Origin of the sequence: Citrobacter sp. Res13-Sevr-PEB04-36, from assembly GCF_015672735.1 — a bacterium.
GTDB lineage: Bacteria > Pseudomonadota > Gammaproteobacteria > Enterobacterales > Enterobacteriaceae > Citrobacter.
Genome location: NZ_JADABY010000079.1, coordinates 67,157 through 83,903 on the forward strand (window position 1 = coordinate 67,157; position 16,747 = coordinate 83,903).

Sequence of the window (16,747 nt, forward strand, 5' to 3'; positions counted from 1 at the left end):
TTCAGCCTGTATCAAGGCGGTGAGAAAACGCAGCCAACACAGATACAGGTCGAAGGATGAAGTGTATGAATTCTACCTCGTTGTATGCAGCGATTGATCTCGGTTCCAATAGTTTTCATATGCTGGTTGTACGCGAGGTAGCGGGAAGCATCCAGACGCTCACGCGAATTAAACGCAAGGTACGCCTGGCCGCTGGCCTGAATAGTGATAATGCGCTCTCTGCTGAAGCCATGGAGCGCGGTTGGCAATGTCTACGCCTGTTTGCTGAACGTCTGCAGGATATTCCTCAGCCACAAATTCGCGTGGTTGCCACGGCAACACTGCGCATCGCCACCAATGCCGACATTTTTATTGCTAAAGCGCAAGAGATCCTCGGCTGTGCCGTTCAGGTTATTAGCGGTGAAGAAGAAGCTCGGCTGATTTATCAGGGCGTTGCCCACACCACCGGCGGTGCCGATCAGCGTCTGGTCGTCGATATCGGCGGAGCCAGTACCGAACTGGTCACTGGCTCAGGTGCACAAACCACCTCTTTGTTTAGCCTGTCAATGGGCTGCGTCACGTGGCTCGAACGGTACTTTACCGATCGTAATCTGGCGCAGGAAAACTTTGACGAGGCAGAGAAGGCGGCGCGTGAAGTCTTGCGTCCTGTCGCTGACAATCTACGTTTTCACGGCTGGAAAGTGTGTGTCGGGGCTTCTGGCACCGTACAGGCACTGCAGGAAATCATGATGGCGCAGGGCATGGACGAGCGCATTACGCTGGCAAAACTTCAGCAGTTAAAGCAGCGCGCCATTCATTGTGGACGTCTTGAAGAGCTGGAAATCGAAGGGTTAACGCTGGAACGTGCGCTGGTGTTCCCCAGCGGGCTGGCAATCCTGATCGCCATTTTCACTGAGCTCAATATCCAGTGTATGACCCTTGCTGGCGGCGCATTACGTGAAGGTCTGGTCTATGGCATGCTGCATCTGGCCGTGGACCAGGACATTCGCAGTCGCACGTTGAGAAATATTCAGCGTCGATTTATGGTCGATACCGATCAGGCGCATCGTGTCGCTAACCTGGCAAGTAAATTCCTCGATCAGGTTGAGAAGAAGTGGCATCTGGAATCTATCAGCCGCGAACTACTGATTAGTGCCTGTCAGTTGCATGAGATTGGACTCAGCGTCGATTTTAAGCAGGCGCCGCAGCATGCGGCCTATCTGGTGCGTAATCTCGATCTTCCGGGATTCACCCCCGCACAGAAAAAACTGTTAGCCACGCTGTTACTCAACCAAACCAACCCGGTCGACCTCTCTTCGCTCCATCAGCAAAACGCCGTGCCACCGCGTATCGCGGAACATCTTTGCCGTTTGCTGCGTCTGGCGATCATTTTTGCCAGCCGTCGCCGGGACGATTTAGTACCGGAAATTCATCTCGAAGCGAAGAACGAGCATCTCACGGTAACGCTGCCTGAAGACTGGCTGGCACATCATCCGCTGGGTAAAGAGCTTATCGATCAGGAAAGCCAATGGCAGAGCTATGTCCACTGGCCTTTAGAAGTGCACTAACCCTCAAGTATTGCCGGATGGCCTACGCTTATCCGGCCGACAAAAAACTACTTCTCTTTTGCTTTCGCCATCATTGCCCGAATATTCGCGATGCTGGCTTGCCCTTTCTGCATCCGCTCCTCAGCGCTGACCACTTTTCGCTCCTGCTCCCAGATAATATCGTCCTGAGGTAATTCCAGCAGAAAACGACTCGGCTCCGGGCGCACCAGTTCACCGTACTGACGACGCTCTTTACACAGTGTAAAAATCAGTTCTTTCTGTGCGCGAGTGATACCGACATAGGCCAGACGACGCTCTTCATCGATGTTATCTTCATCAATGCTGCTCTGGTGAGGCAAAAAGCCCTCTTCCATTCCCACCATAAATACGTACGGGAATTCCAGTCCTTTTGAGGCATGTAACGTCATCAACTGCACCTGGTCCAGGTCTTCTTCACTCTCCCCACGCTCCATCATATCGCGCAGGGTAAAGCGGGTAACAACCTGGGTCAGCGTCATCGGTTCATCAATATCACTACCTTCCAGCATTTCCGTCATCCAGCTAAACAGCGTGTTGACGTTTTTCATACGCATTTCGGCGGCTTTCGGGCTGGGTGAGGTTTCATAGAGCCACGATTCGTAATCAATACCGTGGATCAGGTCGCGCACAGCCGCAACCGGTTCTCGCTCGGCCAGGCGCTGAATGTCACCCAGCCAGTGCGTAAAGCGGGTCAGCGACTCATAGCCACGCCCGGTTAGCGTCTGGCTAAGCCCCATATCAAAGCTAGCGGTGAACAAGCTTTTATTACGCGTCATCGCCCACTCGCCCAACTTTTGCAGCGTCGCCGGACCAATTTCACGTTTTGGCGTATTCACGATACGTAGAAATGCGCTGTCATCATCCGGGTTACTCAGTACCCGCAGATAGGCCAGCAGATCTTTGATCTCCGGACGGGAGAAAAACGACGTGCCGCCAGAAATTTTGTAGGGGATGCGGTTCTGCATCAGGAATTTTTCGAACACCCGCGACTGATGATTACCACGGTACAGAATCGCGTAATCTTTATACTGCGTCTTGTTGACGAAGTGATGAGCAATCAGTTCGCCGGTGACGCGCTCCGCTTCATGCTCTTCGTTATTGGCGCTTAATACCTTAAGCTCGACACCGTAACCCAGCTCGGAAAAGAGTCGTTTTTCAAAAACATGTGGGTTGTTGGCAATGAGGATGTTTGCCGCTTTCAGGATACGTCCGGAAGAACGGTAGTTCTGTTCCAGTTTGACCACCTGCAGCGCCGGAAAATCTTTGCTCAGCAGCACCAGGTTTTGCGGACGTGCACCGCGCCAGGAATAGATAGACTGGTCGTCATCGCCCACCACGGTAAAGCGCGCCCGGCTACCCACCAGCAGTTTTACCAGTTCGTACTGGCTGGTGTTGGTATCCTGATATTCATCCACCAGCAGATAACGAATCTTGTTCTGCCAGCGTTCACGGACCTCTTCATTGCGCTGGAGCAGCAGCGTAGGCAGCAAAATCAGATCGTCAAAATCGAGGACGTTACACGCCTTCATGTGCGCGTCGTACAAACCGTAGCAGTGGGCAAAAATACGATCGCGCTCGCCTTTGGCGCTGGCTGCCGCCTGCGCCGGAGTCATCAGATCATTTTTCCAGTTGGAGATCGTCGAGATCAGCTGTTGGAGAATCAGCTTATCGTCTTCGATGAGCCCTTCGGTCAACTCCTTCAGCAACGCCACCTGATCGGTGTCATCGAACAATGAAAAGTTCGACTTCATGCCCAGCGCCGCGTATTCACGCTTGATAATGTCCAGCCCCAGGGTGTGGAAGGTGGAGATCATCAGCCCGCGCGCCTCTTTACGGCCCAGCGTCTGCGCCACACGCTCTTTCATCTCGCGCGCGGCTTTGTTGGTAAAGGTCACCGCCGCAATATGCCGTGCCTGATAGCCGCAAACGCGGATCAGGTGCGCTATTTTATTGGTGATCACACGGGTTTTGCCGGAGCCAGCACCCGCCAGCACCAGGCAGGGTCCGGTGACGAATTCGACGGCTTGTTGTTGTCCGGGGTTTAAACGCATAAAGATCACTCAATGAAAGTCGGGAGGGGAGATTTAGAGCATGGTAGTATAGCCAGCCTCAACCACCCCACTCAAGGCACGATCATGGCAAAAACAGCAGCAGCACTGCATATCCTTGTTAAAGAAGAGAAACTGGCACTGGATCTTCTGGAGCAAATTAAAAATGGTGCCGACTTCGAGAAGCTGGCGAAGAAACACTCCACCTGCCCGTCAGGTAAGAAAGGCGGCCACCTGGGTGAGTTCCGTCAGGGCCAGATGGTTCCGGCGTTTGATAAAGTGGTCTTCTCCTGCCCGGTGCTGGAGCCAACAGGCCCGCTGCACACCCAGTTCGGTTACCACATCATTAAAGTACTTTACAGGAATTAATAAAAAGCCCAGTGAGCGTAAGCTCACTGGGCTTTTTTGATAGTGGAAAGCGATTCCGTTCCGCTAAGCATTTCGATTTGCAGCCAACGCATCTGCAAGTCGAAAGGCGACGAGGAATCAGCCTGCGACAGCAATACGCTTCATGTCAGTCATATAACCGCGCAGTTTCTGGCCCACTTTCTCGATTTCGTGGCCACGAATCGCATCGTTAACATCACGCAGCTGAGCGTTATCTACCGCACCTTCAGCAATAGCTTTACCCAGGTCGCCGGTTTGCAGTGTAGTCATGAACTCTTTCAGCAGCGGTACGCAAGCGTAAGAGAACAGGTAGTTACCGTACTCTGCGGTATCGGAGATCACCACGTTCATTTCATACAGACGCTTACGGGCGATAGTGTTGGCAATCAGCGGCAGCTCATGCAGTGATTCGTAGTAAGCCGACTCTTCGATGATGCCGGAATCCACCATGGTTTCGAATGCCAGCTCAACGCCTGCTTTCACCATCGCGATCATCAGAACGCCTTTATCGAAGTACTCCTGCTCGCCAATCTTACCGTCAAACTGTGAAGCGGTTTCGAACGCGGTTTTACCGGTCTCTTCACGCCAGGTCAGCAGTTTCTTATCATCGTTAGCCCAGTCAGCCATCATACCGGAGGAGAATTCACCGGAGATGATGTCATCCATGTGTTTCTGGAACAGCGGTGCCATGATCTCTTTGAGCTGTTCGGACAGCGCGTAAGCACGCAGTTTCGCCGGGTTAGACAGACGGTCCATCATCAGAGTGATGCCGCCCTGCTTCAGCGCTTCGGTGATGGTTTCCCAGCCGAACTGAATCAGTTTTTCCGCGTATGCCGGGTCGGTACCCTCTTCCACCAGCTTGTCGAAGCACAGCAGAGAACCAGCCTGCAGCATACCGCACAGGATAGTCTGTTCACCCATCAGGTCAGATTTCACTTCCGCCACGAAAGAGGATTCCAGAACACCCGCACGGTGACCGCCCGTTGCCGCTGCCCAGGCTTTGGCAATCGCCATGCCTTCGCCTTTCGGGTCGTTTTCCGGGTGAACCGCGATCAGCGTTGGCACGCCGAAACCACGTTTGTACTCTTCACGCACTTCGGTACCCGGGCACTTTGGCGCCACCATCACCACAGTAATGTCTTTACGGATCTGCTCGCCCACTTCCACGATATTAAAGCCGTGAGAGTAGCCCAGCGCCGCGCCGTCTTTCATCAGCGGCTGTACGGAACGCACCACGTCAGAGTGCTGTTTGTCAGGCGTCAGGTTCACCACCAGATCGGCCTGCGGGATAAGCTCTTCGTAGGTACCGACTTTGAAGCCGTTTTCGGTCGCTTTACGCCAGGAAGCACGCTTCTCGGCAATCGCTTCTTTACGCAGGGCGTAGGAGATATCCAAACCGGAGTCACGCATGTTCAGGCCCTGGTTCAGACCCTGAGCGCCACAGCCGACGATGACCACTTTTTTACCCTGAAGGTAGCTCGCGCCATCGGCGAATTCGTCGCGGCCCATAAAGCGACATTTACCCAGCTGTGCCAGCTGCTGGCGCAGGTTCAGTGTATTAAAGTAGTTAGCCATGGTGGTGTACTCCGTGATGTTGTGTGTCGTTACTCTATGGATTTCGAGTTGTAGGAAGGCGGCAAGGCAGCGAATCCCCAGGAGCTTACTCAAGTAAGTGACTGGGGTGAGCTGACGCAGCCAACGCATCTGCAACTTGAAAGACGACGAGTATATTGTTCGGTTCGCGTTTCAGCGAGAATGAACCCACATTACAACAGGAAATTTATTGCGGAAATTGATATATTCACAACGTCACGTTGCAATTTATGCAATGTAAAATCGTGGAGTGCGAGCCGTGGATTTACGCGATCTAAAAACCTTCCTGCACCTGGCGGAAAGTCGCCACTTTGGCCGCAGCGCGCGGGCGATGCACGTCAGCCCCTCCACGCTTTCCCGGCAGATTCAGCGACTCGAAGAGGATCTTGGCCAGCCGCTGTTCGTGCGGGATAACCGCACGGTCACGCTGACCGAAGCGGGCGAAGAGCTGCGCATTTTTGCCCAGCAGACGTTATTGCAGTACCAGCAATTGCGCCACACCCTTGATCAGCAGGGGCCGTCGCTGTCGGGCGAGCTGCATATCTTTTGTTCGGTAACCGCCGCTTACAGCCATCTGCCGCCAATTCTCGATCGCTTTCGCGCCGAACACCCGTCAGTTGAAATTAAGCTGTCTACGGGTGATGCCGCTGATGCTATGGAAAAAGTGGTCACCGGAGAAGCGGATCTGGCAATAGCCGGGAAACCAGAAACCCTGCCTGGCGCGGTGGCATTCTCAATGCTGGAAAATCTGGCGGTGGTGTTAATTGCTCCGGCATTGCCGTGCCCGGTGCGCAATCAGGTGTCCATCGATGATCCCGACTGGTCCACTGTGCCGTTTATCATGGCCGACCAGGGCCCGGTACGCCGCCGGATTGAGCTGTGGTTCCGCCGTCATAAAATCAGCAATCCATCAATCTATGCCACGGTCGGCGGTCATGAGGCGATGGTCTCAATGGTGGCGCTGGGCTGCGGCGTGGCGCTGCTGCCGGAAGTCGTGCTGGAAAACAGTCCGGAGCCGGTACGTAACCGCGTGATGATTTTAGAACGTAGCGACGAGAAAACACCGTTTGAGCTGGGCGTTTGCGCACAAAAAAAGCGGCTGCATGAGCCGCTAATTGAAGCATTCTGGAGTTTGCTGCCTGGCCACTAATGCCGGATGGCGGCACCAGCGCCTTATCTGGCCTACCCTGCCAGAAAGAACCTGAATGCCGGGTTATGACTCTCATCATGGCAGTCGTAGCCCAGTTCGTTGATCCGCGTTTCAAAATCCGGCTCATGATCGCCCAATTCAAACGCCGCCAGCACGCGGCCATAGTCAGTGCCGTGACTGCGGTAATGGAACAACGAGATATTCCAGTGGGTCCCTAAAGTATGCAGGAATTTCAGCAACGCTCCGGGCGACTCGGGGAACTCAAAGCTGTACAGACGTTCCTGTAGCGGCTTCGAGGGGCGTCCGCCGACCATATAGCGCACGTGTAGCTTGGCCATTTCATCATCGGACAGATCCACCACGCTGTAACCGCCGTCGCTGAGCAACTGGAGGATCTCTTTGCGCTCTTCCAGACCGCGACTCAGGCGCACGCCGACAAAAATACAGGCGTCTTTCGCATCGGCAAACCGGTAGTTAAACTCGGTCACCGAACGTCCACCCAACAGCTGGCAGAATTTCAGGAAACTCCCCTTTTCTTCCGGGATGGTCACCGCCAACAGCGCTTCACGTTGTTCACCCAGCTCGCAGCGTTCAGACACATAGCGCAACCCGTGGAAGTTGACGTTGGCACCGGACAGCACGTGCGCCAGACGTTCACCACGAATATTGTGCTGGGCGATGTATTTTTTCATCCCCGCCAGCGCCAGTGCACCAGATGGCTCCGCCACCGCACGAACATCCTCAAAAAGATCTTTCATTGCCGCACAGATTGCATCGCTATCAACGGTGATAATGTCGTCGAGGTATTCCTGACACAGGCGGAAGGTTTCATCACCGATGCGTTTCACCGCCACACCTTCAGCAAACAGCCCTACGCGCGGCAGATCGACCGGGTGACCCGCATCCAGTGCCGCCTTCAGGCAGGCTGAATCTTCGGCTTCCACGGCAATAACTTTGATTTGTGGCATCAGCTGTTTAATCAGCACCGCCACACCCGCCGCCAGACCGCCGCCGCCAACCGGAACAAATATCCGATCGAGATGCGCATCCTGCTGCAGCAGCTCAAGCGCCAGTGTGCCCTGCCCGGCGATCACCATCGGGTGATCGAACGGCGGCACCCAGGTGAACCCTTGCTGCTGCGACAGTTCAATCGCTTTGGCTTTGGCTTCATCAAAATTGGCCCCGTGCAGCAGCACTTCGCCGCCAAAGCCGCGAACGGCATCGACTTTGATATCCGCGGTGGCCGTGGGCATGACGATCAGCGCCTTCACCCCAAGACGCGCGGAGGAAAATGCTACACCCTGGGCATGATTCCCTGCCGACGCGGTGATCACACCCTGTGCTTTTTGCGCTTCGGTCAGACCCGCCATCATGGCGTAGGCCCCGCGCAGCTTGAAACTGTGCACTGGCTGGCGATCTTCGCGCTTAACCAGAATTACGTTATCGAGACGCGAGGAGAGTTTTTCCATTTTTTGCAGCGGTGTCACCTGTACCGCTTCATAGACCGGTGCACGCAGCACCGCCCTGAGGTACTCAGCGCCCTCAGGGGAGCCGGACAGGGGTTGCGAATCAGCCATGGTATTAGCCCCCCAGTTTCGATTTATCGCGCACCGCGCCTTTGTCAGCGCTGGTTGCCAGGCTGGCATAGGCACGCAGCGCGAAGGAGACCTGACGCTGGCGATCTTTTGGCGTCCAGGCTTTATCACCGCGAGCATCCTGCGCTTCACGACGGGCCGCAATCTCCGCATCGCTCAACAACAGCTGGATGCCACGATTCGGGATATCAATTGCAATCATATCGCCATCTTCAATAATCGCGATGTTACCGCCGCTCGCCGCTTCCGGAGAGACGTGACCGATAGACAGACCTGACGTCCCGCCGGAGAAACGACCATCGGTAATCAGCGCACAAGCCTTGCCGAGGCCCATCGATTTCAGGAAAGTGGTTGGGTAGAGCATTTCCTGCATGCCCGGTCCGCCTTTCGGTCCTTCGTAGCGAATCACCACCACATCACCAGCCACCACTTTGCCACCGAGAATGGCTTCAACAGCATCGTCCTGGCTCTCAAAGACTTTCGCCGGACCGGTGAATTTCAGGATGCTGTCATCCACGCCTGCGGTCTTCACGATACAGCCGTTTTCCGCAAAGTTTCCGTATAGCACCGCCAGACCGCCATCTTTGCTGTAGGCGTGTTCCAGAGAGCGAATACAGCCTTCGGCGCGATCGTCATCCAGCGTGTCCCAGCGGCAATCCTGCGAGAACGCCTGGGTGGTACGAACGCCCGCCGGGCCGGCGCGGAACATGTTTTTCACCGCCTCATCCTGGGTCAGCATGACATCATAGCGATCCAGGGTTTGTGGCAGGGTCAGCCCCAGCACGTTTTTCACGTCGCGGTTCAGCAACTCAGCACGGTCCAGCTCGCCTAAAATTCCCAGTACACCACCCGCACGGTGGACATCTTCCATATGGTATTTCTGGGTGCTCGGCGCAACTTTACACAGCTGCGGCACTTTGCGGGACAGCTTGTCGATATCACTCATGGTAAAGTCGATTTCGGCTTCCTGTGCGGCCGCCAGCAGGTGCAGAACGGTGTTCGTGGAACCGCCCATAGCGATATCCAGGGTCATGGCATTTTCAAACGCCGCCTTGTTGGCAATATTGCGCGGCAGCGCAGAATCATCATTCTGCTCGTAATAGCGTTTGGTCAGCTCAACGATACGTGAGCCCGCATTGAGGAACAGCTGTTTACGATCGGCGTGGGTGGCCAGCAGCGAACCGTTACCCGGCTGCGACAGGCCCAGCGCTTCGGTCAGGCAGTTCATCGAGTTAGCGGTAAACATCCCCGAACAGGAACCGCAGGTCGGACAGGCGGAGCGCTCAATCTGATCGCTTTGCGAATCAGAGACTTTCGGGTCCGCGCCCTGAATCATCGCATCCACCAGATCGAGTTTGATGATCTGATCTGAGAGTTTGGTTTTACCGGCTTCCATCGGGCCGCCGGACACAAAGATCACCGGGATGTTCAGACGCAGGGAGGCCATTAACATCCCCGGGGTAATTTTGTCGCAGTTGGAGATACAGACCATCGCATCGGCGCAGTGGGCGTTCACCATGTACTCCACCGAATCGGCGATCAGCTCACGTGACGGCAGGGAATACAGCATACCCCCGTGGCCCATAGCGATACCATCATCCACGGCGATAGTATTAAACTCTTTGGCTACGCCGCCGGAGGCTTCAATCTGTTCGGCAACCAACTTACCGAGATCGCGCAGATGCACGTGCCCCGGCACGAACTGGGTAAAGGAGTTCACCACAGCGATAATCGGTTTACCGAAGTCGTCATCGGTCATCCCGGTGGCGCGCCACAGTGCGCGAGCACCCGCCATATTACGGCCATGGGTGGTGGTAGCAGAACGATACTTAGGCATGCTGTATTGACTCCCGTCTATCTAATAATTGGGACGGTGCGTGCCGTCCCAAATTTATGTTTATTGGTTAACCTGATCTAACCAACCGTATTTATCTTCCGTTTCTCCGGTGAACAGGCCAAAGAAGGCTTGCTGGATTCGTTTGGTTACCGGGCCACAACGGCCTTCACCCACCTGAATGCCGTCAACGCTGCGCACTGGGGTAATTTCTGCCGCCGTACCGGACATGAACACTTCATCAGCCAGGTACAAAGACTCACGAGACAGCACCTGTTCACGTACTTCGATATCAAGGTCTTTCGCCAGTTTGATAATCGCATCACGTGTGATGCCCGGCAGCGCGGAAGAGGTAAACGGAGGGGTAAACAGAATGCCATCTTTAACTTCAAACAGGTTTTCACCCGCGCCTTCGGAGATGTAGCCGTTCACATCCAATGCAATACCTTCCTGATAACCATGACGACGCGCTTCGCTACCCACCAGCAGTGAAGACAGGTAGTTACCGCCCGCCTTAGCGGCGGTAGGAATGGTGTTAGGTGCGACACGGTTCCAGGAAGAGACCATCGCGTCGATCCCTTGATCCAGGGCATCAGCACCCAGGTAAGCCCCCCACGGGAACGCAGCAATGATCACATCCGTGGTATATCCCGCCGGTGGGTTAACGCCCATCCCGACATCACCAACAAACACCAGCGGGCGGATATACGCACTGGTCAGGTTATTTTTACGGATCACCGCACGGCAAGCTTCCATCAACTCATCAACGCTCTGAGAAACCGGAAAACGATAAATTTTGGCTGAATCACGCAGACGCTGCATGTGCTCGCGATGACGGAACACCACCGGTCCTTTGTGAGAATCGTAGCAACGGATACCTTCAAATACGGATGTACCGTAGTGCAGCGCATGGGACATCACGTGAACCTTCGCATCTTCCCAACGAATCATCTCGCCATTAGACCAAATGAAATCAGCTTTTTTCGTCGTCATTTATTTCTCTTCCTTTTGCGCTCAGGCGCGAATTTGTTGTGATGTGGTTGTGCTCTGGCAGATAGCAACATGTGCAACATCTACCAGTTTACTTAACTGACTAAACAGTAAGTCGACCGACCGTGGGCTGGCAACGGTCAATTCAATATTTATATTCTGCGCATCGCTGGCAGCGTTCATATTCATGGAGCACACCTGAAAACCACGATGGCGTACCACACGCAAAACACGTTCTAACGTTTCCGGATTGAAACGAGCCTCAACGGCGACCTGATGTTGCATCATGATGATTTCTCCAGCATTTCTGAGTTACTGGCACCAGGAGGCACCAGAGGCCAGACATTCTCAAGTTCGTCGATTGAGACATGAAGCAGGTATGGCCCATTACTGTTCAGCATGGTGTCGAGAGCCGCTTCAACCTGGTCTTTACGGGTGATGTGTTGGCCAGGGATGCCGAAGGCGCCGGCCAACATAAGAAAATCGGGATTATCGGTCAGGGTAGTTTCGCTATAGCGTTCCTGGAAAAACAGCTGCTGCCATTGTCGCACCATGCCTAACCGTTGGTTGTCGAGTAAGACGATTTTCAGCGGCAACTGCTTGCGTTTTACGGTGCCCAACTCCTGCACGTTCATCATGAAGGAGCCGTCACCGGAGATACAGATTACCGTATCATCCGGGCGGGCTACCTGTGCCCCCACAGCTGCAGGTAAGCCAAAGCCCATCGTCCCCAGGCCGCTGGAAGTGATGAAGTTCTCCGGGCGAGTATAGGTCATGTGTTGTGCGGACCACATCTGATGCTGGCCAACATCCGTCGTCACCACGCTATCCTTATGCTTCCTCTCGGACAGCTGTTTTAACAACAGCGGGGCGTAAATAGCCTCCCCCGGATGATCATAGCGCCAGGCATGTTCTGCACGCATGTCGGCGGCATGCTGGCACCATTCGTTGATGGCCAGCGGTTGTTGTAATTCGGGTAACAGCGTATTTAGATCGCCTTGCAGCGCAACGTGTGCCAGACGCAGTTTGTTCATCTCGGCCGGATCGATATCCATATGGATCACACTGGCATTGGGGGCAAAGGTGTTCAGCTTGCCGGTCACCCGGTCATCAAAACGCGCACCAACGGCGATCAGCAAGTCGCACTCCTGCACCGCAAAGTTTGCCGCTTTGGTACCGTGCATACCCAGCATGCCCAGATAGTACGGGTAATCTACATCCACAGCGCCAAGGCCTTTCAACGTACAAACCACCGGCACATGCGTTGCGGCAATAAACTCACGCAGCGCTGGAACCGCCTGAGCCATCCCTACGCCACCACCTACGTACAGTACGGGTTTCTGTGCCTTCGCCAACATCTTGCGGGCTTGTTCAATCTCAGCATATGGGAAAGCTACTGCGTTTTCGACGGTGGTGAAATAGGGTTCCAGCGTACCGCTGGCTAACTGAATGTCTTTCGGGATATCAACCAGAACCGGACCCGGACGACCAGAGTTCGCCACGTCGAAGGCCTCGGCCATGATACGCGGCAGCTCTTCCAGCGACTGCACCAGGAAGCTATGTTTGGTACATGACAGCGACATGCCGAGTACGTCCACTTCCTGAAACGCATCGGTGCCGATAAACGGAGAAGAGACCTGACCGGTGATCGCCACAACGGGAACGGAATCTAACAGCGCATCAGCCAGGCCGGTGATCAGGTTAGTTGCGCCAGGACCGGAAGTCGCGATACAGACACCAGTTTTACCGGTTGAGCGGGCATAGCCAATCGCCGCCATCGCCGCCCCCTGCTCGTGTCGACACAACAGGTGTTCTACGCCGCCGTCGTACAACGCATCGTAAACCGGCATAATCGCGCCACCGGGATAACCAAAGACGGTTTTCACCCCTTGTGCACGCAACGCATGTACCACCCACTGTGCCCCATTCATAGTTACATCCCCGCCGTAAATCTTGAGAAACAGAATTTTATGCTAGTGTTCACTTTCTGCTCCTCGTTTAAGTTTTTAAGGTCAAAAAAAACCCCCGAACCTTTCGGTGCGGGGGTCTTAGTTCGTTAAGGCTTGTTTTTTAAGCCTTTCCTCGTCCAAGTGCAGCCCCGCACGGTGGGATAATAATCACCACCACGCTAATCACGACCAGGCTAATCACTCGTAGAAGGGCTGTCATTTTTGTATTTTCTTGCATCTTGTTCGAAGGAATACCTAAAGAGTTACCATAGAGTTTAACTATGGCACAAGATATTTCTGCATTCATTTTTCTGACACGGTTAACGGTTTCTATAAATCGCGTTGTTTTTTATACAAAAAATAGAAAATGAAAATATTTCACGTTATTCAGCAAACACGATCATGTTTTCCATCTGCAGGAGGCACGTTCAGTGGCACTTGCGAGCGTTGTTCCAGAGGTTACGAAAAATATCACCCCTTGCATAAAAATACGTGAATCAGCATCTAAAAGTATCAATTAAGCAAGATATCATCGCCATCTATTACGACATAATACCTATATCAGGAGGGGGTTATGTCACTATCGATAGTCCACACGCGCGCCGCACTAGGCGTCAATGCACCACCCATTACTATTGAAGTCCATATCAGTAATGGCTTGCCCGGTTTAACCATGGTTGGACTACCCGAAACCACCGTGAAAGAGGCTCGAGATCGAGTTCGCAGTGCAATTATTAATAGCGGGTATAAATTTCCGGCCAAGAAGATAACCATCAACCTTGCCCCGGCAGATCTGCCTAAAGAAGGAGGGAGATATGATTTACCTATAGCCATTGCGCTTCTGGCTGCGTCAGAGCAGCTTACGACACATAATCTCGATACTTATGAGTTAGTCGGTGAACTAGCGCTTACAGGCGCTCTACGTGGCGTTCCCGGAGCAATATCCAGCGCAACTGAAGCAATTCGCGCAGGCAGGCGAATTATTGTTGCAAAAGAGAACGCTGCAGAAGTGGGGCTAATACACGGCGAGGGCTGCCTGATTGCCGATCACCTGCAAGCTGTGTGTGCTTTTCTCGAAGGTAAGCATGAATTAGAAAGGCCTGTTTGCGTAGAGATTCCACCTTCAGGCTCATCTGATGACCTCAGCGACGTCATCGGCCAGGAACAGGGCAAGCGAGGGCTGGAGATCACCGCTGCAGGCGGTCACAATCTCCTGCTTATAGGTCCGCCGGGTACGGGGAAAACGATGCTTGCCAGTCGCCTTCGCGGATTGTTACCACCATTAAGCAATGATGAGGCACTGGAAAGCGCAGCAATCCTCAGTCTTATTAATGCCGACACAATACAAAAGCAGTGGAAGCAACGCCCTTTTCGTTCGCCGCATCACAGCGCATCTTTAGCCGCAATGGTTGGAGGGGGATCGATACCGGCACCGGGTGAGATTTCGCTGGCACATAACGGCATATTATTTCTGGATGAATTGCCCGAGTTTGAACGTCGTACGCTGGATGCCCTACGTGAACCCATTGAATCCGGGCAGATTCATTTATCACGCACCCGGGCAAAAATAACCTACCCGGCACGCTTTCAATTGATAGCAGCAATGAATCCAAGCCCAACGGGACACTATCAGGGAAACCACAATCGTTGTACCCCAGAGCAAACGCTACGCTACCTCAATCGCTTATCCGGCCCTTTTCTTGACCGCTTCGATTTGTCCCTCGAAATTCCCCTTCCACCGCCTGGTATACTCAGTCAACGAGCAGTAAAGGGAGAAGACAGTGAGACGGTGAAGATACGCGTTATGGCCGCGCGTGAGCGCCAGTATCAGCGGCAAAATAAGTTAAATGCGCATCTGGGCAGCCAGGATATACATCAATTCTGCGTCTTACACAGGGATGACGCGCGCTGGCTGGAGGAAACGTTAGCGCACCTGGGATTATCTATCCGCGCCTGGCAGCGACTGATAAAGGTCGCTCGCACGATTGCGGATATTGAGCAATGTGACCAAATCACCCGTCAACATTTACAGGAAGCCGTTGGCTATCGAGCAATAGACCGGCTGTTAATCCATTTGCAGAAACTACTGGCATAAAAAAAGGGCTTTCGCCCTTTTTTATTAATCCTCTGACTCGGTGTAATCTTCTGCACCTTCTACCTGAGGTTTGCCGCCAGACAGCGTGTGAAAACGTTTTGGACGCTTAATACGCGTCATGTATTTTGACCACACACGTTCAGCTTCGGTAACCGGCTCACGTTCACCACGGCATACCGCAACAAACAACTTCTCTTCTTCAGTTACCGGCTCACGCTTGCCCAGATCCAGCTCATTAAAGGCATAACCGTGACGCTCAAGCAGCTGTGCCTCTTTAATGGTGAAATCACCATGACGGGAGAATCCGCGGGGATAATATTTATTGTCGAAATATCGATTAGTCGTCGTAAAGCTTTCCGCCATCCTGCACGCTCCTAATTCTTTGGCCGAGCTATTTATGGCGCGGAGTATTAGTTACGCTTGACAGAGCGTCAAACAAAAGATTTAAATCATAACGACAAATAATTTTATGGAGTGAGTTGTGGATACGGAATTGTTAAAGACTTTCCTGGAAGTTAGCCGAACGCGCCACTTTGGCCGGGCAGCTGAAGCGCTCTATCTGACCCAATCGGCAGTCAGTTTTCGCATCAGACAACTGGAAAATCAACTGGGTGTGAACCTCTTCACCCGACACAGAAACAATATCCGTTTAACCGCTGCGGGTGAAAAATTATTGCCGTATGCCGAAACGCTGATGAATACATGGCAAGCAGCACGTAAGGAGGTTGCAAATACCTCACGCCATAATGAGTTCTCTATCGGTGCCAGCGCTTCCCTTTGGGAATGCATGCTCAATGGCTGGCTGGGACGTTTGTATCAGTCACAAGAACCACAAGCCAGCCTGCAATTTGAAGCCAGGATTGCACAGCGCCAGTCGTTAGTGAAGCAACTTCATGAACGGCAGCTTGATCTGCTGATTACCACCGAAACACCTAAAATGGACGAATTTAGCAGTCAACTGTTGGGATATTTCATGCTGGCGCTCTATTGCAGCACCCCATCACAAACTAAAGATGAGTTGAATTACCTGCGTCTGGAATGGGGAGCAGATTTTCAACAACACGAAGTGGGATTAATTGCCAGTGATGAAGTGCCGGTACTTACCACCAGTTCTGCTGAGCTGGCAAGGCAACAACTTTCTGTACTTAAGGGTTTTAGTTGGCTTCCCGTTAGTTGGGCGAAAACAAAAAGCGATCTCCATACGGTTGCAGATAGTACAACGCTTTCACGTCCGTTATATGCAGTTTGGCTACAAAATAGCGATAAACATGTGCTTATCCGCGATCTGCTGAAAACGAATATTCTGGATGATTAAAATGGACGCCGGCAAGGATGCCAGGAAACGGGAAATAAACAGTAAGAAGGTGGGTAGGATTTTCAGATAAAAAAAATCCTTAGCAAAAATGCTAAGGATTGTTTCTGGCAGGGGCGGAGAGACTCGAACTCGCGACACCCGGTTTTGGAGACCGGTGCTCTACCAACTGAGCTACGCCCCTAAATTTCTTATCATTAAGCCTGCTATCTTAGCAGGCTTAATTTTC

14 protein-coding genes and 1 tRNA gene are annotated in these 16,747 nt (G+C 53.1%); 5 read left to right on the plus strand and 10 right to left on the minus strand.

The features are described from left to right. The first annotated feature begins 65 nt into the window (after positions 1–65). Positions 66–1,547: a guanosine-5'-triphosphate,3'-diphosphate diphosphatase gene (gene gppA / locus IMQ48_RS22355; protein ID WP_196210711.1), complete on the plus strand. Its 1,482-nt coding sequence runs from the start codon at positions 66–68 to the stop codon at positions 1,545–1,547. A 47-nt stretch (positions 1,548–1,594) separates the two neighbouring features. On the opposite strand, the gene rep is transcribed toward gppA, so the two are convergent. Further along, positions 1,595–3,616 (minus strand): DNA helicase Rep, encoded by a 2,022-nt coding sequence (gene rep / locus IMQ48_RS22360; protein ID WP_196210712.1) that lies wholly within the window; start codon positions 3,614–3,616, stop codon positions 1,595–1,597. A gap of 84 nt (positions 3,617–3,700) precedes the next feature. On the opposite strand from rep, the gene ppiC reads away from it, so the two are divergent. After that, positions 3,701–3,982 carry a peptidylprolyl isomerase PpiC gene (gene ppiC, locus IMQ48_RS22365; RefSeq protein WP_015960967.1) on the plus strand — a complete coding sequence of 94 codons (282 nt, stop codon included), beginning with the start codon at positions 3,701–3,703 and terminating at the stop codon, positions 3,980–3,982. 117 nt (positions 3,983–4,099) lie between these two features. Here the strand turns inward: ppiC and ilvC are convergent, their stop codons facing one another. Next, positions 4,100–5,575: a ketol-acid reductoisomerase gene (gene ilvC / locus IMQ48_RS22370; protein WP_196210713.1), complete on the minus strand. Its 1,476-nt coding sequence runs from the start codon at positions 5,573–5,575 to the stop codon at positions 4,100–4,102. Between the two features lie 277 nt (positions 5,576–5,852). On the opposite strand from ilvC, the gene ilvY reads away from it, so the two are divergent. Beyond that, positions 5,853–6,743, plus strand: coding sequence for an HTH-type transcriptional activator IlvY (gene ilvY / locus IMQ48_RS22375; protein WP_196210714.1), 891 nt, complete (start codon positions 5,853–5,855; stop codon positions 6,741–6,743). A gap of 32 nt (positions 6,744–6,775) precedes the next feature. Here the strand turns inward: ilvY and ilvA are convergent, their stop codons facing one another. The 6 genes from ilvA to ilvL all read right to left on the minus strand — a co-directional run bounded on the left by ilvA (position 6,776) and on the right by ilvL (position 13,331). Then, positions 6,776–8,320, minus strand: coding sequence for a threonine ammonia-lyase, biosynthetic (gene ilvA / locus IMQ48_RS22380; protein WP_196210715.1), 1,545 nt, complete (start codon positions 8,318–8,320; stop codon positions 6,776–6,778). Positions 8,321–8,324: 4 nt separating this feature from the next. After that, entirely contained in the window at positions 8,325–10,175 is a 1,851-nt protein-coding gene (gene ilvD / locus IMQ48_RS22385; RefSeq protein WP_196210716.1) for a dihydroxy-acid dehydratase, read from the minus strand. 60 nt (positions 10,176–10,235) lie between these two features. Further along, on the minus strand, positions 10,236–11,165 hold the full coding sequence (locus IMQ48_RS22390; RefSeq protein ID WP_196210717.1) for a branched-chain amino acid transaminase: 930 nt from the start codon (positions 11,163–11,165) through the stop codon (positions 10,236–10,238). A gap of 21 nt (positions 11,166–11,186) precedes the next feature. Further along, positions 11,187–11,450 (minus strand): acetolactate synthase 2 small subunit, encoded by a 264-nt coding sequence (gene ilvM / locus IMQ48_RS22395; RefSeq protein ID WP_096758958.1) that lies wholly within the window; start codon positions 11,448–11,450, stop codon positions 11,187–11,189. Beyond that, on the minus strand, positions 11,447–13,093 hold the full coding sequence (ilvG, locus tag IMQ48_RS22400) for an acetolactate synthase 2 catalytic subunit (protein WP_196210718.1): 1,647 nt from the start codon (positions 13,091–13,093) through the stop codon (positions 11,447–11,449). Before ilvG ends, ilvM begins: the two co-directional genes overlap by 4 nt. Before the next feature lie 139 nt (positions 13,094–13,232). Further along, complete coding sequence (ilvL, locus tag IMQ48_RS22405; protein ID WP_001311244.1) at positions 13,233–13,331, minus strand: ilv operon leader peptide; 99 nt, start codon at positions 13,329–13,331, stop codon at positions 13,233–13,235. Between the two features lie 354 nt (positions 13,332–13,685). On the opposite strand from ilvL, the gene IMQ48_RS22410 reads away from it, so the two are divergent. Next, on the plus strand, positions 13,686–15,206 hold the full coding sequence (locus IMQ48_RS22410; protein WP_196210719.1) for a YifB family Mg chelatase-like AAA ATPase: 1,521 nt from the start codon (positions 13,686–13,688) through the stop codon (positions 15,204–15,206). 24 nt (positions 15,207–15,230) lie between these two features. Here the strand turns inward: IMQ48_RS22410 and maoP are convergent, their stop codons facing one another. Continuing rightward, entirely contained in the window at positions 15,231–15,569 is a 339-nt protein-coding gene (maoP, locus tag IMQ48_RS22415; protein WP_096758961.1) for a macrodomain Ori organization protein MaoP, read from the minus strand. 118 nt (positions 15,570–15,687) lie between these two features. Here maoP and hdfR point away from each other — a divergent pair, with 118 nt between their 5' ends. Continuing rightward, complete coding sequence (gene hdfR, locus IMQ48_RS22420; protein WP_196210720.1) at positions 15,688–16,521, plus strand: HTH-type transcriptional regulator HdfR; 834 nt, start codon at positions 15,688–15,690, stop codon at positions 16,519–16,521. A 105-nt stretch (positions 16,522–16,626) separates the two neighbouring features. Here the strand turns inward: hdfR and IMQ48_RS22425 are convergent. Next, positions 16,627–16,702: transfer RNA gene (locus tag IMQ48_RS22425), tRNA-Trp, on the minus strand. Positions 16,703–16,747 lie beyond the last annotated feature (45 nt).